The sequence below is a fragment of the Hymenobacter sp. IS2118 genome (genome assembly GCF_000715495.1).
Taxonomy (GTDB): domain Bacteria; phylum Bacteroidota; class Bacteroidia; order Cytophagales; family Hymenobacteraceae; genus Hymenobacter.
The window spans coordinates 24,535-47,696 of record NZ_JNLX01000067.1; the positions used below are offsets into that span (position 1 = coordinate 24,535).

Below are 23,162 nucleotides of genomic sequence, written 5' to 3' on the forward strand. Positions count from 1 at the left end.
AGCTTACCGCACGAAACCCGTCAGGAACTCATACAGCAAGCGCACGCCCATGCCGGTGCCGCCTTTGCCACGGTAGTTCTCCGGAGCAGTGAGGAAGGCGGGGCCGGCAATGTCCAAGTGAATCCAGGGGTAGCCTTCGGCGAAGCGCTCCAGGAACTTGGCGGCCGAAATCTGGCCGGCTTCGCCCTTGCCCAGGTTGCTGAGGTCGGCAATGTCGGACTTGATGTGGTCGGCGTACTCGTCCCAGAGCGGAAACTCCACGAGGCGTTCGTGCACGCGGTAGCCGGCGGCCGTCAGCTCGGCCAGCGTGGCCGGGGCGGCCGTGCCCATCACGGCCGACGCCTCGGTGCCCAGAGCGCGCACGGCGGCCCCGGTGAGGGTGGCCAGGTCGATGACCAGCTCGGGGTCGTATTTTTTGGCGAAGCTCAGGGCGTCGGCAAGGAGCAGGCGGCCTTCGGCGTCGGTGTTTTTTACTTCTACCGTGAGGCCGCTGTGCATGGTGATAACGTCGCCGGGCGCGTAGGCGAGGCCGCCGGGGCGGTTGTCGGTGGCAGGCACCAGGCCGATTACGTGCAGCGGTACCTTGTTTTTGGCCAGGGCATAGAGCGTGCCGGCCACGGCCGCGCCGCCGGCCATGTCGCACTTCATCATGTCCATGCTATTGGGCGTGGGCTTGAGGCTGAGGCCGCCGGTGTCGAATACCACGCCTTTGCCCACCAGCACGTAAGGCTTGGCGTTTTGAGCGCCTTCGGGCTTCCATTCCAGGATGCTGAAGGTGGGCGGCTCGGGTGAGCCCAGGTTCACGGCCAGTAGGCCGCCCATGCGCAGGGCTTCAATTTTGGGCAGGTCGAGGATGTCGGTGGTGAAGCCGGCTTCGTCGCCCGCGGCGGCAATGTTTTCGGCCAACTGCAGGGCGTTGAGCTTGTTGAGCGGGGCATTGACCAGGTTGCGGGCCAGGATTACGCCCTGCAGCAGGCCATCAAGCGCGGTGAGTGCGGCAGGTGTGGCCGCGTCGCCGACGATGGAGATTTTGGTGAGGGCGGCGGGCTTCCGGGATTTCTCATCGGTTTTGTAGCCTTCAAATTGGTAGGCGGTCAGGGCCAGGCCTTCGGCGAGGAGCAGGGCGGCGTCCGGGGTTTCGCTCAGGTTGTGAATGAAGACTTCAGCCGTCTTTTCTTTTTTCAGCTGGCCGTGCAGGGCGTGGCCGTTGCGGCGCAGGGCCTCGGCTACCTGCTCGGGCGTGGGCTTTTTGGCCAGTACCACGAAGTAGTGCTGGTGGCTGAAATGGTTGAGGTGAACGAGCTTCTGGTCATCGGCGAGTGCGGCGGATACGTACGCCTGGGCGTCGGCCGAGAGGTCGCCGGCAGCGCCGGTGGGCAGGGCAGTGGTGCCATTGGCCAGAATGAAAACCTGAGTAGACTGGGCCGGCGCGGCGGCTACGTGGGCAAGGGCTGGGGACATGAGCAAAATTGAAGGCCGTAGATTTGAGTCCGCAAGGTACTGTTTCGGTAGCAAGGTTTTTTCGGCGGAATTAAAAACCGTCATGCTGAGCTTGCCGAAGCATCTCTACCGCTTCGTTGTGGTATGAATTACTTGCGCAATAGAGATGCTTCGGCAAGCTCAGCATGACGTTCTGTTATTTCTTAACGATTCCCTATCGTGAACACCGTTCGCCCCAAGAAACACCTGGGTCAGCACTTTTTGGCCGACCCCAACATTGCCCGCAACATCGTGGGCGCGCTGCAACTGCCGGACGGCGTGCAGCAGGTGCTCGAAATCGGCCCCGGCATGGGCGTGCTCACCCAGTACCTGCTGCAAAACCCGGCCTACCAGACTAGCGTGGTGGAGATTGACACCGAGTCGGTGACCTACCTAAAGGTGCATTACCCGGCGCTGGCCGACCGCATCTACGCCACCGACTTCTTGAAGCAGAGCCTGAGCACGATGTTTCCGGACCAGCCGCTGGCCATCATCGGCAACTTTCCCTACAACATCAGCAGCCAGATTTTCTTCGCCGTGCTCAACAACCGCCAGCAGGTGCGCGAGGTAGTGGGCATGATTCAGAAGGAAGTGGCCCAGCGCTTGGCCGAGCCACCCGGCTCCAAAACCTACGGCATTCTAAGCGTGCTACTCCAGGCCTATTATAAGATTGACTACCTCTTCACGGTGCCGCCGCACGTGTTTGTGCCGCCGCCCAAAGTAGAGTCGGCCGTGGTGCGGCTCGTTCGCAACGACACGGAGCGGCTGGACTGCGACGAGAAGCTGTTTTTCCGGGTGGTGAAGCAGGCGTTTCAGACGCGCCGCAAGACACTGCGCAACGCGCTCAAGCCCTTCGGTCTGCCCCCGGAAGCCACCGCAGACGCCATTTTTGACAAGCGGGCCGAGCAATTGGGCGTAGCCGAATTTGTGGGCCTGACCCAGCGCATCGGGCAGCACAACGCCGGTGCCACCCTGCCCGATTTGGACCTGAACGAGCTTGCGGAATAAAGCTTGGTAACCGTTCCCATTAAGCCAGTAGAAATGCCTGACAAGCTCAGCCACTCATCTGCCACCGAACCCCACCGGAGCGTGTGTCTGGTAGTGGACGAAATGCACCCGTCGCTGCCCGAAATGCTGCGGGCCGTTGGGGTTGAAATCCACTACCAGCCCACGCTAACCGCCGCCGAAGTGCCCGCCGCCCTGGCCGCATTCCCTTACGATGGCCTGATGGTGCGCAGCAAGTTGCGCGTGACGGCCGGCCTGCTGGCCCACGGCCCGCACCTGCGCTACGTGGCCCGGGCCGGCGCGGGCGTTGACAACATCGACGAAGCGGCGATGGCGGCGGCCGGAGTCACGCTGCTGAATGCGCCGGAGGGCAACCGCGACGCGGTAGGCGAATTTGCGCTGGGCCTGCTGCTGGCGCTGTTCCGAAACATTGCGCGGGCCGACCACGAGGTGCGCCAGGGCCAGTGGCACCGCGAGGCTAACCGGGGCGAGGAAATAGGTGGCAAAACCATTGGGCTACTGGGCTACGGGCACATGGGGCGGGCGTTTGCGCGCCGGCTCAGCGGCTTCGGCTGCACCGTGCTAGCCCACGACACGGACCCGAGTTGCGCGGCCGACGACCACGCCACCCTGGTGAGCCTGGCCGAGCTTCAGGCCCGGGCCGAGGTGCTGAGCGTGCACATTCCGTACTCCGCAGCTAACCATCAGTACGTGAACGAGGGCCTGCTCCAGGGGTTTCGGGCGCCGCTATGGGTGCTGAATACGGCCCGTGGGGAGGTGCTGGACCACGCCGCATTGGTAACGGGCCTGCAAGCCGGCACGGTGTGCGGGGCGGCGCTCGACGTGCTCGAAAACGAACGACTGGGCGCGCTCACGTTGGAGCAGCAGCAGCGGTTCGACTTCCTCGCCCAGGCGCCCAACGTGGTGCTCACGCCCCATGTGGGCGGCTGGACGCACCAGAGCTACGCCCGCATTAACGAGGTGCTGGCCCAAAAGATTGCGGCCTTCCTGCGCACCAGCAAACCGGAGTTGGCCGGGAGCTAGCCGGTTTTGCGTATCTTTGCAGGGAACCTAAGAAGGGAGAACGGTTGGCAGTGCCAGCCGTTCTCCTTGCTTTTTAGCCAAACCGTCAGCATCTACTCCCATGGCCACCACCATCAATTATTACACCCCCGAGGGCCTGCAAAAACTGAAAGATGACCTCCAGGACCTCAAGGTTCGGGGCCGCGCCAAAGCTGCCGAAGACCTGCGCGAAGCCCGCGACAAGGGCGACCTTAGCGAGAACGCCGAGTACGACGCCGCCAAGGATGCTCAGGGCCTGCTGGAACTCAAAATCTCCAAGCTCGAAGAGGTGCTGGGCAACGCCCGCCTCATCGACGAAACCAATATGGACTTCAGCAAGGTGCTCATCATGAGCAAGGTGAAGCTGAAGAATCTGAAGAATAACATGGTGCTCGACTACACCCTGGTGGCCGAAGAAGAAGCCAACTTGGCTGCTGGCAAAATTTCGGTGAAGTCGCCCATCGGCAAAGGACTGCTGGGCAAATCGGCCGGCGACATGGCCGAAATCACCGTGCCCGCCGGCAAGCTGCAGTTTGAGATTCTGGAGATTTCCCGGTAGTTTTTTTTAAAGCTGTTAGCTGATGGCTCCTCGCTTTTTCAACAAAGGCCACTGCATTGCGCAGTGGCCTTTGTTGTTGTCGGCGGTATCTTGCCAGCGGTAAACAAGAGCGTTAGCTATTGGCAAAAAAGCTAACAGCTAACGGCCATCAGCTAACAGCTTAAAAAAAAATATGCCTTCGATTTTCTCCCGCATCGTTTCCGGCGAGCTGCCGGCCTTTAAAGTAGCCGAAGACGGCCGCCACCTGGCTTTTCTCGACATCACGCCGCTGGTGGAAGGCCACGTACTGGTGATTCCCAAGAAGGAAATCGACTACATCTTCGACCTGCCCACCGACGAGCTGGCGGCGCTGCACGCGTTTTCGCAGCGCGTGGCCAAAGCCGTGAAGGCCGCCGTACCGTGCAAGCGCGTGGGTGTGGCCGTGATTGGGCTGGAAGTGCCGCACGCCCACATTCACCTCATTCCGATGACCAAGGTGTCGGACATGAACTTTGCCAACCCCAAAATCAAAGTGGCCGAAGCCCGGATGCAGGAGCTGGCCGCCGCCATTGCCGCCCAAGTGGAAGGCGGCAGCGGCCTGAGCGAGGCCAAAGCTGGCGCTGATGGAGCCGCAAGCGCCGCCGTGCCAGCTCCGCTGGAAGCGGCGGTGAAAGGCTTGCATTTCATGAGCGAGTCGGAAGCCCCGCTGGGGGCGGTGGCCTACCCGGCGCCGGGCGGCGAATTGTCCGATGCCGCGCTGCTGAAGCTGTTGGGCGAGCCCGCCGATGCCAAAGTAGAGACGGTGGAGCTGACCAAGTTCCTGCGCAACCACACCGCCGACGATGGCGTGCTGGGCGACGTAGAACTGGCCAACCGCTACAAGGCCCTGCAAATGTTTATGAAGCAGGAAATGGATGGCGTGCAGGTTTACCGCGTGGGCAGCGAGCCAAAAGTCCACGCCTATGCCCTGGGACGGATGATGAACGGCACGCTGGCCGGCTTCAAAACCGTGCTCACGGAAACGTGATAACCAGCTGTACGAACCGTCTATTTTAGCTCGGGCTGCAACGATGGAGGTGAAAGGCTGTCTGTGGCGACAGACTTTCACCCCTTTTTTTCTTTGCTATGCGTGGCCTTCTACTCCTTGCATTCCTGCTTCAAACGGCCGCCGCCTGGGCCCTCAAGCCCACCCGCGAGTGGGTAGCCACGCCCGATTCGCTGGGCCTCGTCTACCACGCCACCGCCCTCACCACGCCCGATAAGGCCCAACTGGCCGGCTGGATAGTGGAGCCCGCCGCCAACGTGCCCGACCAGCACACCACGATGGTGCTGGCCTACGGCGACTCTAACAATATGTCGTATTTCCTCTGGCAGGCGCGGGCGCTGAGCCAGGGCGGGTACCGCGTGTACCTGTTCGACTACCGCGGCTTCGGGCACAGCAGCGACTTCGCCATCGACCAGCAACGGCTGTACTACGCCGAGTTCAGCACCGACCTGCGCACCGTGCTGGCCGATGCCCGACAACGCTATCCGCGCAGCCGCACTGGCATCCTTGGCTATTCGATGGGCACCATCATGAGCTCGGCAGTGGCCGCCAACAGCAAGTGCGATTTCCTGATAACCGAGGGCTATGTGGCCAGTCCGCAACGGCTGGTGGCTGGTGTCTTTGAGCGCAGCCAAAAGGTGGTAACCCTGCCCGCCGAAGCGGCCGAATACGCGCCCATTGCCCGCCGCGTGTACTGCCCCTGGCTGCTGGTGGGCGGTACCGCCGATAAAAACACTCCGCTGGCCGATTCGGTGGTGGTGGCGAAACAGGCCCGGTGGCGGCAGCGGCGGCAAGTGCTGGCCTTCGAGGGCGGGCACGGGGAAGGGTTTTACAGGCTGAGCGATGCCGAATACGGCGACAAGTACGTGGCCGAGATAACGCGCTTTCTGGCCGGCAAGCGCCGGGGATAAAATGCAGGAACCGCCTGCTACAACAGCCCAATCGCCAGAAAAACGTAGCTCAGATAGCTCCAGAAGCCGATGAAAACGACGTGTACGATGGTTTCAAAGCGTTTGCCCCGCCAAAGCTCGGACGAGTAGCCGAAGAGTTGAATGAGCAGCCGGGCCAGCCAGAACATCCCGCAGCCCAGCGCCACGCGCCGGCCCAGCAACGTGCCCACCAGCTCAGTAGCCGAGGTGAGGCAAAGCACCCCCATCAGCAGTACGACGAGGGCGATGAAGAACGTGTGCACGTACATCATCTGTCGGTTTATCAGGCTGACGGGCGCGAACTCCACGCGCCAGTTGAAGTAGCGGGCGAAAGCCCCGTGCAGCAGCGCCAGCACCACCAGAAAGAAGCCGATGAGGTTAAGCTGCATGACCATGCTGGCGCAGAAAAAAGGTGGTGATGAAGGGCGTGGTTTTCACCTCCCGCTCTACTTGCAGCCCGGCGGCCTGAAAAGTAGCCAGCCAGGTGCGGCGGGAATGAAAATGCAGAAAGCCAATGGTATAGGCCAGGAAATTGGCCGGGTCGCGCAGATGCTCCGTCACCACGAGGGTGCCGGTGGGGGCCAGCACCCGCGCCAGCTCCCGGAAAAAAGCGTCCCGTTCGGCCGCGTCCCGGATTTCGTGGGCGGCCAGAAACGCGACCGCCAGGCCCACGGAGTCATCGGCCAGGGGCAGGGCGGCGCGGGTGTCCACGGCCTGGGTGCCGGGGTAGGGCGGGTAGGCCCGCCGGGCCCGCTGAATGGATACTTCGGTGTGCCGGGCGGCATCGTAAAAATCAAGCGGCAGCAGGCTGGCGGCCGGGTACTTGCTGGCCAAAAGCGCACTGCTCTCATCAAATCCCGCGCTGAGGCTGAGCACCGTGGCCGGCACGGGCGCCCGCGCCGGCAGCCAGCCAAACCGGTAGAGCCCGGACCCATCGTAAACGTAAGCCGTGACGAGTAGCGACACCAGCATGGGCAGTAGCACCAGGGCCAGCCCCACTCCGCACCAGGGCCGCAGCACTACCGGGCCGGCCAGCCACCCCAGGGCCAGCGCCAACGCCAGGCCCCCGGCCACCAAGTAGAAGTGCCAGTTGAACCGCACCACGTTGCACACGCCTTGCAGCGGTTTTCTTAGCGGCGCCATTGCTCGGTGCGTCCTTTCTTCCAGTAATAGGGTACATCACGCAGCGAAAAGGCATTGGCCAGCACCAGCTGGCTGAATCCCAGGCCCTGCAAAAAGCCGACGTGGTAGCTGGCCACGGCCACGGGCTGCGGTTCCCAGTGCTCGCGCACGCCTTCCACGATGAGTATGCGGCCGGCGGCGGCATCGGCGGAGAAGGTGAAGGGGAGCGGGCCGGCAAAGCGGCGGGCCGCGGCCCAGGTGGCGAAGGGCGACTGCGCCGGCAGCGGCACCACCGGCGCGGGCGGGGCGAGCGTGACGTGAAAATCGGCCTGCGTTGACTCGATGTGGAGTTGGCCGGCCCGCTGCTCCTGGCGAATGTCGACGGTGTGGTAGCGGTAGTGCGTCATGAGGTTGCCGAGGGTGGTCATGCGCTGATGGTCGGTTTCGGAGCGCAGAATGTAGAGGCCGCGCAGGCGCTTGCCGGTGGGCGAGGGGTAGCGCACGAAGGCCCGGTAGCCAATCAGGAAGAAGTCCTGACCCAGCCACGCGGGGAAGCCCCTGGGGCGCAGGTGGCGGGTTTGGACCAACGCCACGGCCAGAAATCCCCATTCTTCGTCGAAGGTATCGGGTACCAGCGGGGCGGGCAGCATGGCCTGCAGCTCGCCCCTGGGCACGGCGAAGGTGAGCACCAGCGAGTACTCAAAAAAGGCTTCGACGGCAAACGGATGGGTTTTGAGCCAGGACAGCATGAGGCAGACTAATGAGGCGATGCGAGGCGAGCAGACGCAAAGCTATGCGCGTAAATAAGTAGGCAAAACAGCCCGGCAAATACGGCATTAAACCGGCCCCAGAGCAGCAAATCGGGCGCGAGCAGTGCTTCCAGGGTGTTCATGCTCAGTATCAGGGCAATCTGGGCCCCGGCGCACCAGCGCGGACGGATGCCGCTAAGCACCCATGCCGCCATGCCGATTTCGCCCAGCCCGATGAGCCGGGTGAGTAGCGTGGCGTGCTCAGGCCCGAGGATGCGGGCCACAATGGCGGCGTGGCGCGGCACCAACATCAGCACCTTGCAGAGCAGGCCGTTGGCCAGCCAGACGAGGGCGAAAGAGTAATTGAGTAACAGAGTGACTGAGTGGCGGGACAAGGGAGTGACGGAGTGGTTGAGTAGCTGAGTGAGGGAGTGGGGAGTGACTGAGTAGTTGAGTAGCTGAGTTGGGGAGTGAGGGAGTGGGGCGGTTACTGGGCACGGCCGGAATCTACCAGCTTTTGCAGGCGGGCCTGGGTGTCGCGGGGCAGGGCGCTAAGCAAATCCAGACCCGTTGCGGCTTCTATTTTATCCACAGAAGTCAGGTAGGAGCGCCAGTCGGTGGTGATGGCGTTGTCGTTGGGCGTGTCGATGGCCAGCACGCGCACGGCGGGGTCGGTGCTGAGGCGCTGGAGGTCGTTCTGGCCTTCGGGCAGGATAACCAGCACTTTCCAGATGCGGGCCGGCACCGTAACCTGGCCCTGGTCCAGGGTTTGCACGAAGCCGTTGGCGCCAGTGCCGCCGCGGCCGTAGCTGCCCATGATGACGTAGATTTCCTGCCCGCGCTGCACCTGGGCGCGGCCGTATTCTTCGAGCTGGGCCCAAACCTGCTGGTTGTTGCGTGGGGCCTGGGGCACCATGTTGGTCATGAGAAAGGTGGCCGAATTGGCATCAAGGTCGGCGGTGCGGTCGCCGCTGGGGCAGTTGTGGCCTTTGTCGAACCCGGAGCGGCTGTAGCTGCCGGACGACACCTGGTAGAACTGCCGGGGCAGGGCCGGGTCGGGGCGGAAGTTGTTCTGGCGGGGCGCTTTGCCAATGTCGGCCCGACCCAGATGCCAGCTCACCCAAGTGGGAATGCCGCGCCCGGCGTGGTAGCCGATGGTGAATTCGGGGCGCACGAGCAGGTAGTTGGAGGCGTTGGCGGGGTCGGAAGTGGCGCCGCTGGGGTTACCCAACGCCAGGTTCTCGGCCGACGTGCTGGAGGCCTGGGTTCCGGCAGGAGCGGGGGCCGGGCCGGGGCTGGGCGGTGGGGTCGGGCGCGGGGCCGTGGTGCCGGGTTTCGGAGTGTCGCGGTTCTCAAAGTAGCCGCCGGTGACGCCCGTACCAGCGGCTACGGCGGGGCCGGTAGTGGTTTCAATCCGGATGTCGTCGATGTTCAGCCGGGCATTCTGGCCGCTGGTTTTGCGGATTTCGAGCCGGATGGGCTGGTTGGCGATGCCCTCAAACACGTGCGGCACCAGCCGGGGACCGCGCGTTTCGATGCGCTGACCGGTTTGTGCGTAGCTGCGGCCGCCGTCGCGGCTCAGCCACAGCTCCCAGGTGCTGGGGTCGTCCTGGCCATAAGCCGCCGCACTGATAGTGATGCGCTGCACGCCGGCCGGCACGTCGAACTTCATGGCAATGCGGCCCAAGTTGTGCAGGCGGGCGGCGCGCTCGCCGTTCTTGTGGTCCTGGGGGCTGCTGCCAATTAGAGCCTCGGCAAACTTCCAGGGGCCGGTGGCCAGGGGTTCTTCGGCCTCGGAATAAGCGCCTTTGCTGCCGGTTTCGAACGTTTCGGGAAAGGGGGAAGCCGCTTGTGCAAGCTGCTGCTGGGAGGGCGCCTGGGTGGTGGCGTTTTCGGCAGTTTGCTGCGAGCAGGCCAACAAGCCAAATGCGACGAGGAGCAGGGAGGGACGATACATGTGGCGAAGATATGCAGCCAGCCAGCGCTCTGGTATGCGCCGCCATGCACCGTCTGTTATGCTGAGCGCAGCCGAAGCATCCTCTCATCTCCCAGCAATTTGTTCGCCGCAGACAAGATGCTTCGCTCAGCTCAGCATGACAGACGGTTAGCAGACGGTTGTTCTACTTTGGCCCAGTAGGTGCCGCCTACGAGCTGCACGACAGCGTAGCGCAGCCGGGCATGTCCCAGGCCCAATCGGGTCGTTTGGCGGCCAGTTCTTCGTGCTCGGGCTGCTCGTCGAAAGGCTGCTTCAATACCTCATGCAGCGTGCGCAGATAGGCGAGGTCGCCTTTTTCGGCGGCCTCAATGGCCTTTTGGGCAATGTAGTTGCGCAGCACGTATTTGGGATTAGCGGCCAGCATGCGGGTTTTGATGGACTCGGGGCTGCGCGTCTCTTGGCGCAGGCGCGGTAGGTAGCGGTGCAGCCAGTCAAGCAGCGGCGTGTGGGCCGGGTTGGGCAGCGGGGTGTAAGCAGCAGCGGCCAGCAGCTCCTGAAACCGGTCGTTCTCCTGCTCGGGCGCTGCCAATAGCGCCGGGGCGGTGTGCGAAAGCTGACGGAAGAAAATGGTCATATCCACTTCCGCTGTGGCCAGCGCCTCTAGCAGGCTTTCGGTCAACTGGCTGTCGGCCTCCGCGCTGGCGGGGGTGAGGCCTAGCTTCTTCAGCAGAATTTCCTGACGGGTGCCCTCGAACGTGGACTTGTACAACTCCAGCCCGGGGCGCAACTCCTCGATATCCGGAATCAGCAGTGCGAGGGCCTCGGCCAGGCGGGCGAGGTTCCAGAGGGCCACCTGCGGCTGCTGGCCGAAGGCGTAGCGCCGGTGGCCAAAGTCGGTGGTGTTGGGCGTCCAGGCGGGGTCGTAGGGTTCCAGCCAGCCGTAAGGGCCATAGTCAATGGTAAGGCCCAGGATGGACATGTTGTCGGTGTTCATCACGCCGTGCACAAAGCCCACGCTCATCCAGTGGGCCACCATGCGGGCGGTGCGGCGGCAAATTTCCTTGTACCACTGCACGTAGACCGCGGCGGAAGGAGCGCCCAGCTCCGGGTAGAAGTGGGTGATGACGTAGTCGGCCAGCGTGCGCAGGTTGTCCAGCTCGCCGGCCGCGGCCATCATCTGGAAATTGCCGAATCGAATGAACGTGGGCGCCACGCGGCACACAATGGCGCCGGGTTCGGCACGGGGGTTGCCGTTGTAGAACATGTCGCGCACCACCACGTCGCCGGTACCGGTCAGGCTCAGGGCCCGGGTCGTGGGCACGCCCAGGTAGTGCATGGCCTCGCTGCACAAAAACTCCCGAATGGATGAGCGGAGCACGGCCCGGCCATCGGCGCGGCGGGAGTAGGGCGTGGGGCCGGCCCCCTTCAGCTGCAGCTCCCAGCTGCTGCCATCGGTGGCCGGGAGCTCGCCCAGCGAAATGGCCCGTCCGTCGCCCAGCTGCCCGGCCCAGTTGCCGAACTGGTGGCCCGCATAGCGCGCCGCAAATGGCTTCATGGTGCTAGTGACGAGGTTGCCAGCCAGCGCGTCCACGCTGGGGCCGCGCTCGGCGGGCCGGGCCAGGCCCAGGAACTCGCCCAACTCCGTAGACCAGGCCAGCAGGTGCGGGTCGGCCACGGGCGTGGGGTCGATGCGGGAATAGGTGTAGCCGGGAACCTGGCGGGGGCTGGCATCGGGCGCGATTTCACCTCGCAGCTCGTCGACGAGGGTGTTGGTGAATTCGGCTTCGTGAAGGTGTTGGGAAGGCATGGGAGCGGTAATTGCGAACAGGAACGGCGGCCAACAGGCGCGGCTATCCGTAAGCAAACGCTACTGGGCACCGCATGTTCCGATGGAGCTGCCAAAAGCTCATGTCCAGATTTGGAGAAGCCGGCTGTCGTTCATTTGGCCGGCATTCAACGCCTGTTTTACTGCACTGCGGCGCCGTTGGCTTTCAGTACCTGATGCAGAAACAGCACGTGGTAGGGCAGCGCGTTCTGCCAGTAATCCCAGGTGTGGGCGCCGGGGCGCTCGGTGTAGTCGTGCGGGGTGTGGTTGTAGAGCAAGCGGCGGTGCACCTCGCGGTTGATGTCGATAAGGCCGTCGTCCACACCGCAGTCAATAATGAGGGGCAGGGCGTTGCGTTGCATCAGGTCCACCAGGTTCACCACCGAGTTGGCGGTGAAACGCTCGGGGTTGGTGGTTTCGGAACCGAGGACGGGAGCCCAGAGCTGGGCACGCTGCGCGGCGGCATCGGGCGTGAGGTTGCGGTTTTTGGACTGCAAATCCAATGCACCGCTCATGCTGCCGGCGGCGCTGTACAGGTCGGGGTGGCGAGCCGAAAGGTAGAGCGCGCCGTGCCCACCCATCGACAGGCCCGTAATGACGCGACCCTTGCGGTCACGAATGGTACGATACGTCTGGTCGATTTTGGGGATTATCTCCTTAGTCAAATAAGTTTCGAACTGGCTGCCGGGGTTCACGGGGCTGTCGAGGTAGAAGGCGAAGGTTTCGCCTTCGGGCAGCACAATAATCAGGTTGTATTGGTCGGCCAGGCGGTGCACCAGCTGTTTGTCGGGCGTGTTTTTCAGCCAGTCGGCAAAATGACCGTAGGCGCCGTGCAGGAGGTAAAGCACCGGGTAGCTGGCCTTTTTATTTTTGGCGTACGAAGCGGGCAAAACCACGGCGGCGCGGTAGGTTTTGTTCATGGCCGCGCTGGGGATGGCCAGGGTGTCGACTCGGGCGGCCGAAGCCGTGAGGGCGGTGGTGAGCAGGAAAAGGGCGAGGAGGAAGCGCATGAGTAAGATTATTGAGGTTGACGCCAGTGGAACTATTGAATAAACACCGGCCGAATCAAGTTCTCAAAGGTGAAAATCTCGTCCCACTTTTCCTGTGTTAGAAGCCCGCGCTCTTTCACGGCAATATCGTGCACGGTTTTGCCGGTGGCCAGGGCTTCTTTGGCGATGCCGGCTGCCGCCTCGTAGCCGATAACGGGGTTGAGCTGGGTGACGATACCGATGCTGTTGCGCACCATTTGCTCGGCGTGGGCTACGTTGGCGGTAATGCCTACTACGCATTTGTCGCGCAGGGTGCGGCAGGCGTTGGTCATGTAGGAAATGGACGTGAACAGCGCGAAGCTGATGACCGGCTCCATCACGTTGAGCTGCAGCTGGCCGGCTTCGGCGGCCATGGTCACCGTGAGGTCGGCTCCGATGACGTAAAAGGCCGTCTGGTTCACTACTTCCGGAATCACGGGGTTCACCTTGCCGGGCATGATGCTGGAGCCGGGCTGCAGGGCGGGCAGGTTGATTTCGTTGATGCCGGTGCGCGGGCCGGAGGAAAGCAGGCGCAGGTCGTTGCAGATTTTGGAGAGCTTCACGGCTGTGCGCTTGAGCACGCCAGAGAGCTGCACGTAGGCGCCGGTGTCGTAAGTGGCCTCAAAAAGGTCGCCGGCTAGCACCAGGTTCAGGCCCGTGATGATGCGCAGGTGCTCGGTCACGGCTTCAGGGTAGCCGGCGGGAGAGTTCACGCGCGAGCCGATGGCGGTGGCGCCCATGTTGATTTCGTCGATGAGGCGCCGCGAGTCGTCGATGCGCAGCAATTCCTCGCGCAGGTTGGTGGCGAAGGCCTTAAACTCGTCGCCCATGCTCATGGGCACGGCGTCCTGGAGCTGGGTGCGGCCCATTTTGAGCACATTGCGGAATTCCTCGCCTTTGGCCGCGAAGGCTTCGGCCAGCGCGCCCAGGGTTTCGCGGTAGCCCACCAGCTTGTTGTTGAGGGCAATGCGGAAAGCGGTAGGGTAGGCGTCGTTGGTGCTTTGCGAGCAGTTGACGTGGTTGTTGGGGTGGCAGAAATCGTACTCGCCCTTCTGGTGGCCCATTATTTCGAGCGCCACGTTGGCAATGACTTCGTTGGCATTCATGTTCACCGACGTGCCCGCGCCACCCTGAATCATGTCGGTCAGGAACTGGTCGTTGAATTCGCCGGCGGCCACCCGGTCGCAGGCGGCCACAATGGCATCGGCAATGGCAACAGGTAGAACACCAAGGTCTTTATTGGCTAGGGCAGCGCCTTTTTTCACGTAGGCCAGCGCCTGCACAAACAGCGGCTCGGTGTTGATGGGGATGCCGGTGATGGAAAAGTTTTCCAGAGCACGCAGCGTCTGGATGCCGTAGTAGGCCGAGTCCGGCAGCTGGCGCTCGCCTAAAAAGTCGTGTTCGGTGCGGAATGAATTCATGAAACAGGGGCGGGTGGGAGTTGATGTGTTGTGGCCCGCAGGACCCCATCCCCTAGCCCCTTCCCCTCCGGGGGAAGGGGAACTGATTTCTAGCTTTAGCTCTAACTCTAGCTCTTAGAATTAGAAAACTACTGCTAGTTCCCCTTCCCCCGGAGGGGAAGGGGCTAGGGGATGGGGTCCTGCGGCCAGCCGGTGGCGGCAGACAAACCTACTGCCGGACGCCGCAAAGTATCGGGTTTGGGCTGTTCCTTTACAGCGCTTGCCCGCCGAGCATGGCCCCATATCAACCGCTATTTCGCCTCTCTCTATGAAATTCACCTACCTGCCTTTGCTGGCGTTGGCCGTGGCCAGTTGCTCGCCGGCCACCAAGTCCGGCGCCGACGCCTCCGCGGGCGCCGACGTCCGGTTTGACGCTTTCAAAGGCAGCTTCATTGAAGCCCTGTGGAAGCAAAACCCGGAGTACGCCTCCAGCCAGGGCTATCACAAATACGACTCGCTGCTGGTGATTCCCAACGCCGCCCAGCGCCAGAGCGATGCCGCTTTCTCCCAGAAGTATCTGGCGCAGATGAGCAGCTTTATCCTAGACAGCCTTTCCCCCAACAACCAGATTGACCTGCGCCTGCTGCGCAACGAGCTGCGTGCCAGTCGTTGGTACGCCGACACGCTGCAAAACTGGCAGTGGAACCCGGCCAGCTACAACCTGGGCGCCTCGGTGGGCGACCTGCTCAACGGCCGTTACTACCCGCTGGACCGCCGCCTGCGCAACATCTCCGACAAAATCAGCCACGCGGCCGACTACTACGCCGCCGCCAAAGCCAACCTCAGCACGCCCACCCGCGAGCACACAGAGCTGGCCATCAAGCAAAACGCTGGCGGGCTGGCCGTGTTCGGTGCCGCCCTGGCCGATTCGGTGCGCAAGTCCGGGTTGAGCGAGGCGGAGAAAAAGACGTTTACCGACCGCGTGGCCGCCACCCGCGCCGCCGTGCAGGGCTATATGGACCACCTGAAAAATGAGGTGCTGACAGCCGGAAAATTCCGCTCGTTCCGCATCGGCAAAGCGCTCTACGACCAGAAATTTGCCTACGACATTCAGTCGCACTTCACGGCCACCGAAATCTACGAGCAGGCCCTGAAGCACAAGGCCGAGCTGCTGCACGACATGGGACGCCGAGCTGCCCGCCTCTATCCCAAGTACTTCCCTGGGCAGGCAGCACCCAAAGATACCCTGGCCCTGATTACGGCCGTTATCAACCAGCTCACCCTGAAGCACGCGCCGCGCGAAGGCTTCGTGGATGCCGTGAAGCGCCAGATTCCTACGCTGGTAGCTTTCGTTAATGACAAAAAGCTGCTCACCCAAGACCCCAGCAAACCGCTGGTGGTGCGCGAAACCCCGCTCTACATGCGCGGCAGCGGCGCGGGTGCCAGCGTGTCGTCGCCCGGCCCCTACGACACCGGCGCCAACACCTACTACAACGTGGAGCCCATCCCGGCGGAGTGGACGCCGGCCCAGGCCGAAAGCTACCTGCGCGAATACAACGACTACACGCTACAAATTCTCAACATCCACGAAGCCATTCCGGGCCACTACACGCAACTGGTGTACGCCAACCGCTCGCCCTCATTGGTGAAAAGCATTTTTGGCAATGGTGCCATGATTGAGGGCTGGGCCGTGTACGCCGAGCGCATGATGCTGGAAAACGGCTACGGCAACAACTCCGACGAAATGTGGCTGCTCTGGGACAAGTGGAACATGCGCGTGACCCTCAACACCGTCATCGACCACATGATACAGGTAGACAACGTCAAGGAAAACGACGTCGTGAACTTGCTGCGCCGCGACGGCTTCCAGGAAGAAGCCGAAGCCCGCGGCAAGTGGTTGCGGGCCACCCTCAGCCAGGTGCAGCTTAGCAGCTACTTCACCGGCTACACCGAAATCTACGCCCTGCGCGAAGAGATGAAAAAGAGCCAAGCCAAGGATTTCGACCTGAAAACATTCCACGAAAAATTTCTCAGCTACGGCAGCGCACCGGTAAAATACATCCGGGAATTGATGCTGGCGAAGTAAGAGCGGAATTGGCTGCTAGCCGCTGGCCGCAGTTTAGCGCGCAGCGCGTAACTGCAGGCCGGCTGATGGGCCGAGTCTCCAGACTCGCGTAGCTAGTTGGCCGCGTCCTACGCGAGTCTGGAGACTCGGCTCATTAGCCGGCCCGCAGTTACGCTTCACTCCGTTGCGCTAAACTGCGGCCAGCGCCCACCAGCGCCCACCAGCGCCCGCTTTAAATATCAAAGAATTCCCCCTTGTTTTTCCTGCTCTCCAAAATTCTCGACTTCGTACTGCTGCCCACGGTGTGGCTGCTGGTGCTACTGGTAGCCGCCCTGGTGGCCCGGCAGCCGCGCCGGAAGCAGCAGTGGCTGGTGGCTGCGCTGGTTGCTTTCCTCCTCAGCACCAACACCGCGCTGGTAAATGAAGCGCTGCTGGCCTGGGAACGACCGCCCGTGGCCCTGGCCGAGCTGCCGAAGCAGTCCGATGCGGCCGTACTGCTCACGGGCATCACCGGGGGCAATAAGTCGCCGCACGACCGGGTGTACCTGGGCCCGGGCGCCGACCGTTTCACGCATGCTCTTTGGCTGTACCGCGCCGGTCGGGTGCGGCGCATCATCATCTCGGGCGGCTCGGGTGCACTTGCCCACCAGGGCCCCACCGAAGCCGCCGAGTTGGCCACCCTGCTCCGGTTGGCTGGCGTGCCGGCCTGCGACCTGCTGCTGGAAGAAAAAAGCCGTAATACCCGCGAAAATGCCCTTTTTACCAAACAGCTCCTAGCTAAATACCCCGACATTAAGTCGCTGGTCCTGATTACCTCCGCGTTTCATCAGCGGCGGGCAATGGGCTGTTTCGAGAAAGTGGGGTTACGCCCCGTAGCTTTCCCCGCCGGTTTTCGCAGCTCCGACCGCCGGCTCACGCCTGCTGCCTGGCTGCTGCCCAGTCCCGGCGCCATGCAGGAGTTTAGCGTGCTGGTGCACGAGGTCGCCGGCTGGCTGACGTACCGGCTCCTGGGCTACCTGTAGCGGTTGGCCGGCTACTCCGTTTTAGCGGCCGGAGCGGTTTCATTGCCAATCCAGATGGACTTCTGGTTCACGAATTCGCGGATGCCCAGGTAGGAAAGCTCCCGGCCGTAGCCGGACTTTTTCACGCCGCCGAAGGGCAATTCCGGCATCGATTTTACTAGGCCGTTCACGAACACGGCCCCGCTCTCAATCTGCCGGGCCATGGCTTCGCCTTTTTTGGGGTCGGATGTCCACACGCCCGCGCCCAGGCCAAAGCGCGAGTCGTTGGCCAGGCGCACGGCGTCGTCTGCGTCTTTGGCTTCGAGCACCAGCGCCACCGGCCCGAAAAATTCCTCATCATAGGCACGCTGGCCGGGCTTCACATTCGACAAAATTACGGGCCGGAAGAGGGCGGTACCGGGCTTGGCCTGACCGCCAAACAGCTCCACCTTGGCGCCGGCGGCCACCGAGTCGTCCACTTGCTGGGTCAGCTCGTCGGCCAGGTCGGGGCGGGCCATGGGGCCGTATTGGGTGGCTTCGTCCAGCGGGTCGCCGGGGCGCATGGCCAGCAGATGGGTTTTTAACTGGCTGATAAACTCTTTGATGACGGGCTTTTCCACAATGAAGCGCTTGGCGGCAATGCAGCTCTGGCCGCTGTTTATCATACGGCTATGGGCGGCGGTTTTGGCGGCGAGGGCCACATCCGCATCGGCCAGCACGATAAAGGCATCGGAACCGCCCAGCTCCAGCACCGTCTTTTTAATTTGGGCGCCGGCAATGGCCGCCACCGAGGCGCCCGCGCCCTCGCTGCCCGTGAGCGTCACGGCCCGCACCCGGTCGTCGGTTAGCAGCTTTTCTACCAGGTCAGACCCAATGAGCAGGGTGCGAAAGCAAGCCGCGGGCAGCCCTGCGTCGTGGAAAATATTCTCCAGCGCCAGCGCGCATTGCGGCACATTGGAGGCGTGCTTAAGCAGGCCCACGTTACCGGCCATTAGGGCCGGGGCGGCGAAGCGCACCACCTGCCACAGCGGGAAGTTCCAGGGCATCACGGCCAGTACCACGCCCAGCGGCTGGTAGCTGATGAAGCTGCGGCTGGCATCAGTTTTCACCATTTCGTCGGCCAGGAAGCCCTCGGCGTGGGTGGCATAGTACTCGCAGCAGGCGGCGCATTTCAGTACCTCGGCGCGGCCGTCGGTCACGGGCTTGCCCATTTCCAGCGCCATGAGGCGGGCCAGCTCGTCCTGGCGCTCGCGCAACAGGCCAGCCGCTTTCTGCATGATGCCGGCCCGGTGCGCAAACGTGGTAGCCGGCCACGTGGCGGCTTCGCGGTGCGCCTGGCCCAGAATACGCTCGGTTTTGGCCCAGCTGAAGTCTTTGAAGCGACGAAGCACGCGGCCGGTGTGGGGGTTGTATGATTCGATGGGCATAGCAGGGATGAAGGGAAAATGGGGCTGGGGAAGTTGGGTTTTGGGAGGACAGTGAATCGCGGGACTTTGTCAAGGATTAACGCGGCGCGATTACCTCCGCTGCGCCAAGCTTCAACTTGTGGCAAGGTAGTGTGGTTACGCAATGCCTTGCAGCATGGTGGCAATTAGGTGCCACCGCGTATTTTCGTGCGCTTGCAATGGCTCCGCTTTCGGTTCCATCCTCCACTTTCTGTCACTCCCGTGCCCGATACCTCCCTTATTTCCCTACCACCCGCCGCCGAGGCGGAACTCGTCCGGCGGCTCCAGGCCCGCGACGAGGCGGCGATGACACTGTTCTACGACCGGTACTCGGCGGCGCTTTACGGCGTCATCTTTCGCATTGTGAAGGCCGAAGACGAAGCCGAGGACGTGCTGCAGGAGGCCCTCGTGAAAATCTGGCACGCCTTTGCCAGCTACGACCCCGGCAAGGGCCGCCTCTTTACCTGGGTGCTTAATATTTGCCGAAATCTCAGCATCGATAAAATCCGTTCGCGACAGCACCGCGTAGGTTCTCGAACTCAGGGACTGGACGAAAGTCTGACGGCGCAGCGCCAAGCCGCGCCCACGACCTTCCGCCCGGAGCACATTGGTTTGCAAGAGATTACCCAAAAGCTGATTCCTGAGCAACGCCTGATTATCGACTTGCTCTATTTCGAGGGCTTCACCCAAAGTGAGGTGGCCGAGGAGCTCAACATTCCGCTGGGAACGGTGAAAACCCGGGCCCGCACCGCCATCAAAGTCCTGAGCAAACTCATTCGCTAAATCAACCGTGGAAAATATCCAAGACTATATAGAATCGGGCATCCTGGAGCAATACGCTCTCGGGGAGCTGACGCCCGCTCAGCAGTCGGAGGTTGCCGGGCTCGCTGCCCGCCACCCCGAAATTCAAGACGAATTGACACAGGTTCAACAAGCCCTCGGTTTCTACGCCGAAGCCCACGCCATCACGCCACCCGCCGGGATGCGCGAGCGGGTGTTGGCCAATGTGATGGCTCAAATTGCCACCCCCGCCAGCGCCCTGCGCGCCGATGTAGACGCCGTGGCGCAGGCTCCGGCCGCTACCCGCACGCCTCTTGCTTCGGCCGCCCCTGCTGCCGAGGCCGTGGTACGCCCGCTCTCGTCGGCCCCCGTGGCCGAGCCCGCTGGGCGCTCTGTTTGGGCGATGGCCGCCTCCGTGGCCCTCATTATGAGCCTGGCGGCCAATGCCCTGTTTTATTCCCGCTGGCAAGATGCCAACAGCGACCTGGTGGCTTTGCAAGGCGACCAGGCCCGTTTTGCTACCACCACCCAGGTGATGGACCGCCAGCTCGGCAACCTGCGCCAGGAAAACCAGGTGCTGCGTAACGACGAGTTCCGGTCCGTGGCCCTTGCGGGCACCAAAACCGCCCCCTCGGCCAAAGCCCGTGTGCTCTACAACGCTTCCACCAAAAAGGTGTACCTGGATGTGAAAAGCCTGCCTGCGCTGCCCGCCGGCCAGCAATACCAGCTCTGGGCCCTCGACAACGGCAAGCCCGTGGATGCCGGCGTGCTCACCGTGGCCACCGCTACCGGCGCGGGCCTGCAAGCCATGAAGGACATTGCCAGCGCTCAGGCTTTCGCCATGACGGTAGAACCAATGGGCGGCAGCATCAGCCCAACCCTGAGCACGATGACCGTAATCGGAAACATCTAGCTGGCGCGTAATCGGAATGGCGCGTTGGCGTCGTGCGCCAATCATCAGCACGTTGCAATTGATTACCGCTTGCTAGCTGAACCGGCTGGCGGGCGGTAATTTTGCTTTGTTGGCAGGTGGTTAGCTGGCTGACCTTGCTAGGTTTGGACTCAACCGCTGCGCACGGCACTTTTAACAGGCACTGCTTGGTTGATTAATTTATTTGCAAAAGCAGTACTTTTTACCTTCCCCTATGGCTTTAAAACGTGCTGCTTTCGTCTGTCTTAGTTTGGTTGCTTTAACGGCCTGCGGCCAGACCGAGCCCGGCAAAACCAGTGCGGCCTACGCCCGCATGCTGCAAGCCCTGTACCGCAACACTGTGCCCACCGTGGGGCCCGCGGCGCTGGCCAAGGAACTGAGTGAGCCGGTGAAACCGCAGCTGTTGGACGTGCGCAGCCCCGCCGAATTCCGGGTCAGCCATTTGCGAGGGGCCCGGTTCGTGAACTACGACTCGCTGGCCAACGAGCAATTTGCGGGCCTCGACCGCAGCCGGCCGGTGGTGGTGTACTGCTCGGTGGGCTACCGCAGCGAGCGGCTGGGGGAGCGGTTGCAGGCCCTTGGCTTCCGCAATGTCCGCAATTTATACGGCGGACTGTTCGAATGGGTCAATCAAAACCATCCTGTTTACAACGCCCAAGGTGCCACGCTTGACGTGCACCCGTACTCGGCCCTCTGGAGCCCGTGGCTGAAAAACGGCCGAAAAGTGTATGAATAACTCCCTGACTGCCGATGAAAAGGCGCACCTGCTGATTTTTGCCCGCGTGCCCGCGCTGGGATTGGTAAAAACCCGGTTGGCCGCCGGAGTGGGCGAGGCCGCCGCGCTGGCCATTTACCAGGAGCTGCTGGGCATTACACGCACGGCCGTACTGGAATCGGGCGTGGCCACCACCGTTTGGCTGGCCGGTACTGCCGGCTCCGAGCCCACCGAAACGGAAGCCCGGGAGTGGGCCGGCATTCCGGTGCGGTGCCAGGCCGCTGGCGACCTGGGCCAGCGCATGACGGCCGCTTTTGCCGCCGCTTTTGCCGCCGGGGCCGGGCGCGTGGCCATCATCGGTACCGATTGTCCGGGCCTGCGCGAGTCGCACCTGACCCAGGCATTTGCCTTGCTAGATGCGCATGAAGTGGTGCTTGGCCCGGCCACCGATGGCGGCTACTACCTGCTGGGTATGCGCCAGCCGCAGCCCGAGCTGTTTCTGAACAAGCAGTGGAGCACCGCGTCGGTGCTGGCCGATACCGTAGCCGACGCCGGGCGGCTGGGCTGCCAGGTGGCCCTGCTGCCCGCGCTGCACGACGTGGATACCGCCGCCGATTTGGCCACCTGGCGCGCCGCGCAAGCCTGATTATAAGTGGTATTGCTGGGAAGCAGCCAGTCACAAGCTTGCGGCTTGCACATTAAGGCCGGCTGATTAACTATTTGGTAGGCAGTGCTTCGCCTGTCGGTTTGGGTTGCCGGTCCTTAGCAGCAACGTATAATTCTATCCCTAATAAGCTTAGCGTAACGGCGTATTCCAGCGCGACCAGCCAGAGGTTTTCGGTGTAGGTGCTGGAGCGGTAGGCGGCATAGGAGAGCACTGCCATACCACCCCAAACCAGCGGGTAGCGGAACCGCGAAAAAACGCTCAGACCCACCAAAAGCGTGAGGTACCACGGATGCACGGTGGTGGCCAGCAGGAAGTATCCCGTGAGCACGAGCAGCAGCGTCTGCGGCAGCGAGGCCAGCCGCGGGAGCCGCTCCCGCCATGCCAGCCCCAGCCCAACCAGCCCACTGCCCAGCGCCAGCGCCGGGCCAATAATGGCGATTTCGTTGTAGGAAGTGAGCCGGATTCCGAGGAAGCGCACCAGGTAGTACACGCTGGCGTTGAACTCGAAGCTACGAAAATACAGGTTGAGGCTGCGGCTGAAGTTGGCGACTAAATCCGCGGAAAGAAACGGGACGAAGAGCAGGACAACGGCCCCAATACTCAGCCCGGCGTACCCCACGAAGCGCCGCCCGCCCAGGCGCCGCACCAACAGCGGCAGCGCCAGCAGCGGTAGTAGCTTAGTGGCCACGCCCAGCGCCAGCGCCAGCGCCGACATCCGCCAGCGGCCGCGACTGAGCAGCCAGAATGCCAAAAGCACGAAGCTGAAAACCAGCCCCTCAAAGTGAAGATTCCCGGTCAGCTCCACAATTACCAATGGGTGCAGCAGATAGCCCAGGGCGCGTTCCGGTGCGAACCCCAGAGCCGGCAGCAAGGCCAGCAGCAGCCACGCCGCGGCAATTTCCGCTGCCAGAATAACACCGCGCAGGCCCAGGGCAAACCCCCGGTCCGAAGTTGGAAACGCCCATGCCGCCGCGCCAAAAACATACTGGCACACGGGCGGGTACACCGAATAGTATTGTGGCGAGTTGAGCTGGCGGTAGAGTTGCTGCAGCTCCGGCAGCAGCCGGGCGCGGGCGGCCTCGTCCGGGATTGCCGTGCGGGCCCCGTCGGCAATAATTTCGGCGGGACGAAACAGGAAAGGATTGACGCCGTGGGCCACCAAAAGCCCGTCCCAGTGAAACCGGTAGGCATCGTCGGACAGGGCGGGCACGGCGGGCAGCCAGAGCAGCCGGAAGCCTAGCGCCGCCGCCACGCCCCAGCGCCACGGTAGCCGGCTGCGCAGCAGCCAGGCATACGCCAGCAGGGCCACCGCAAACAGCCCGACCAATTGCCCGAAATCCGTCCGGGGCGTGGCATAAGCCAGGCCCCAATATGCCCCGCCCGAAACCGCCACGGCGGCTAATTGTGATACTGAAGGGAGCTTACTGGCCACGAGGATGA

Annotated in this window: 22 protein-coding genes; 11 read left to right on the forward strand and 11 right to left on the reverse strand. The window is 62.8% G+C overall.

All coding sequences use genetic code 11. From position 1 onward, the window contains the following. Positions 1-3 precede the first annotated feature (3 nt). A complete protein-coding gene (locus GM79_RS05160) occupies positions 4-1,461 on the reverse strand; it encodes a leucyl aminopeptidase family protein (RefSeq protein WP_035560308.1) in 1,458 nt (485 codons plus the stop codon). Positions 1,462-1,659: 198 nt separating this feature from the next. On the opposite strand from GM79_RS05160, the gene rsmA reads away from it, so the two are divergent. From rsmA to GM79_RS05185, 5 genes are all read left to right on the forward strand, one after another. Then, on the forward strand, positions 1,660-2,487 hold the full coding sequence (gene rsmA / locus GM79_RS05165) for a 16S rRNA (adenine(1518)-N(6)/adenine(1519)-N(6))-dimethyltransferase RsmA (RefSeq protein WP_051718538.1): 828 nt from the start codon (positions 1,660-1,662) through the stop codon (positions 2,485-2,487). A 33-nt stretch (positions 2,488-2,520) separates the two neighbouring features. Further along, positions 2,521-3,528 (forward strand): NAD(P)-dependent oxidoreductase, encoded by a 1,008-nt coding sequence (locus tag GM79_RS05170; RefSeq protein ID WP_051718549.1) that lies wholly within the window; start codon positions 2,521-2,523, stop codon positions 3,526-3,528. 100 nt (positions 3,529-3,628) lie between these two features. After that, positions 3,629-4,105 carry a transcription elongation factor GreA gene (gene greA / locus GM79_RS05175; RefSeq protein WP_035560311.1) on the forward strand — a complete coding sequence of 159 codons (477 nt, stop codon included), beginning with the start codon at positions 3,629-3,631 and terminating at the stop codon, positions 4,103-4,105. Between the two features lie 172 nt (positions 4,106-4,277). Beyond that, complete coding sequence (locus GM79_RS26310) at positions 4,278-5,111, forward strand: nuclease A inhibitor family protein (protein ID WP_072008542.1); 834 nt, start codon at positions 4,278-4,280, stop codon at positions 5,109-5,111. A 98-nt stretch (positions 5,112-5,209) separates the two neighbouring features. Continuing rightward, entirely contained in the window at positions 5,210-6,040 is an 831-nt protein-coding gene (locus tag GM79_RS05185; RefSeq protein ID WP_035560314.1) for an alpha/beta hydrolase family protein, read from the forward strand. A 17-nt stretch (positions 6,041-6,057) separates the two neighbouring features. Here the strand turns inward: GM79_RS05185 and GM79_RS05190 are convergent, their stop codons facing one another. From GM79_RS05190 to aspA, 8 genes are all read right to left on the reverse strand, one after another. Continuing rightward, positions 6,058-6,453, reverse strand: coding sequence for a hypothetical protein (locus GM79_RS05190; RefSeq protein ID WP_035560318.1), 396 nt, complete (start codon positions 6,451-6,453; stop codon positions 6,058-6,060). After that, the gene (locus GM79_RS05195) at positions 6,437-7,201 is read right to left on the reverse strand and encodes a class I SAM-dependent methyltransferase (protein ID WP_035560320.1); all 765 of its coding nucleotides are present in this window, start codon (positions 7,199-7,201) and stop codon (positions 6,437-6,439) included. The genes GM79_RS05190 and GM79_RS05195 overlap by 17 nt, the downstream gene beginning before the upstream one ends. Further along, on the reverse strand, positions 7,189-7,929 hold the full coding sequence (locus tag GM79_RS05200; protein WP_035560324.1) for a DUF2071 domain-containing protein: 741 nt from the start codon (positions 7,927-7,929) through the stop codon (positions 7,189-7,191). The genes GM79_RS05195 and GM79_RS05200 overlap by 13 nt, the downstream gene beginning before the upstream one ends. 8 nt (positions 7,930-7,937) lie before the next feature. Next, positions 7,938-8,324: a DoxX-like family protein gene (locus GM79_RS05205; protein WP_035560327.1), complete on the reverse strand. Its 387-nt coding sequence runs from the start codon at positions 8,322-8,324 to the stop codon at positions 7,938-7,940. Positions 8,325-8,416: 92 nt separating this feature from the next. Then, positions 8,417-9,886 carry a DNA/RNA non-specific endonuclease gene (locus tag GM79_RS05210; RefSeq protein ID WP_235183922.1) on the reverse strand — a complete coding sequence of 490 codons (1,470 nt, stop codon included), beginning with the start codon at positions 9,884-9,886 and terminating at the stop codon, positions 8,417-8,419. A gap of 187 nt (positions 9,887-10,073) precedes the next feature. Next, positions 10,074-11,672: a protein adenylyltransferase SelO gene (locus tag GM79_RS05215; protein WP_035560330.1), complete on the reverse strand. Its 1,599-nt coding sequence runs from the start codon at positions 11,670-11,672 to the stop codon at positions 10,074-10,076. A gap of 158 nt (positions 11,673-11,830) precedes the next feature. Further along, complete coding sequence (locus tag GM79_RS05220) at positions 11,831-12,700, reverse strand: alpha/beta hydrolase (RefSeq protein WP_035560332.1); 870 nt, start codon at positions 12,698-12,700, stop codon at positions 11,831-11,833. Positions 12,701-12,732: 32 nt separating this feature from the next. Then, on the reverse strand, positions 12,733-14,139 hold the full coding sequence (gene aspA / locus GM79_RS05225) for an aspartate ammonia-lyase (protein WP_035560335.1): 1,407 nt from the start codon (positions 14,137-14,139) through the stop codon (positions 12,733-12,735). Positions 14,140-14,446: 307 nt separating this feature from the next. Here aspA and GM79_RS05230 point away from each other — a divergent pair, with 307 nt between their 5' ends. Next, positions 14,447-16,204, forward strand: a complete 1,758-nt coding sequence (locus GM79_RS05230) for a DUF885 domain-containing protein (RefSeq protein ID WP_035560338.1) — start codon at positions 14,447-14,449, stop codon at positions 16,202-16,204. Positions 16,205-16,437: 233 nt separating this feature from the next. Continuing rightward, the gene (locus tag GM79_RS05235) at positions 16,438-17,205 is read left to right on the forward strand and encodes a YdcF family protein (RefSeq protein ID WP_035560341.1); all 768 of its coding nucleotides are present in this window, start codon (positions 16,438-16,440) and stop codon (positions 17,203-17,205) included. 11 nt (positions 17,206-17,216) lie between these two features. On the opposite strand, the gene GM79_RS05240 is transcribed toward GM79_RS05235, so the two are convergent. Next, entirely contained in the window at positions 17,217-18,611 is a 1,395-nt protein-coding gene (locus tag GM79_RS05240) for an NAD-dependent succinate-semialdehyde dehydrogenase (RefSeq protein ID WP_081867565.1), read from the reverse strand. A gap of 240 nt (positions 18,612-18,851) precedes the next feature. Between GM79_RS05240 and GM79_RS05245 the strand changes: the two genes are divergently transcribed. The 4 genes from GM79_RS05245 to GM79_RS05260 all read left to right on the forward strand — a co-directional run bounded on the left by GM79_RS05245 (position 18,852) and on the right by GM79_RS05260 (position 21,701). Continuing rightward, on the forward strand, positions 18,852-19,412 hold the full coding sequence (locus GM79_RS05245) for an RNA polymerase sigma factor (RefSeq protein WP_072008543.1): 561 nt from the start codon (positions 18,852-18,854) through the stop codon (positions 19,410-19,412). Between the two features lie 7 nt (positions 19,413-19,419). Beyond that, positions 19,420-20,322: an anti-sigma factor domain-containing protein gene (locus GM79_RS05250; RefSeq protein WP_035560342.1), complete on the forward strand. Its 903-nt coding sequence runs from the start codon at positions 19,420-19,422 to the stop codon at positions 20,320-20,322. A gap of 232 nt (positions 20,323-20,554) precedes the next feature. Then, positions 20,555-21,076, forward strand: coding sequence for a rhodanese-like domain-containing protein (locus GM79_RS05255; protein WP_035560345.1), 522 nt, complete (start codon positions 20,555-20,557; stop codon positions 21,074-21,076). Next, complete coding sequence (locus tag GM79_RS05260) at positions 21,069-21,701, forward strand: TIGR04282 family arsenosugar biosynthesis glycosyltransferase (protein ID WP_035560348.1); 633 nt, start codon at positions 21,069-21,071, stop codon at positions 21,699-21,701. Before GM79_RS05255 ends, GM79_RS05260 begins: the two co-directional genes overlap by 8 nt. A 70-nt stretch (positions 21,702-21,771) precedes the next feature. On the opposite strand, the gene GM79_RS05265 is transcribed toward GM79_RS05260, so the two are convergent. Further along, positions 21,772-23,154, reverse strand: coding sequence for a hypothetical protein (locus GM79_RS05265; RefSeq protein ID WP_152559848.1), 1,383 nt, complete (start codon positions 23,152-23,154; stop codon positions 21,772-21,774). Positions 23,155-23,162 lie beyond the last annotated feature (8 nt).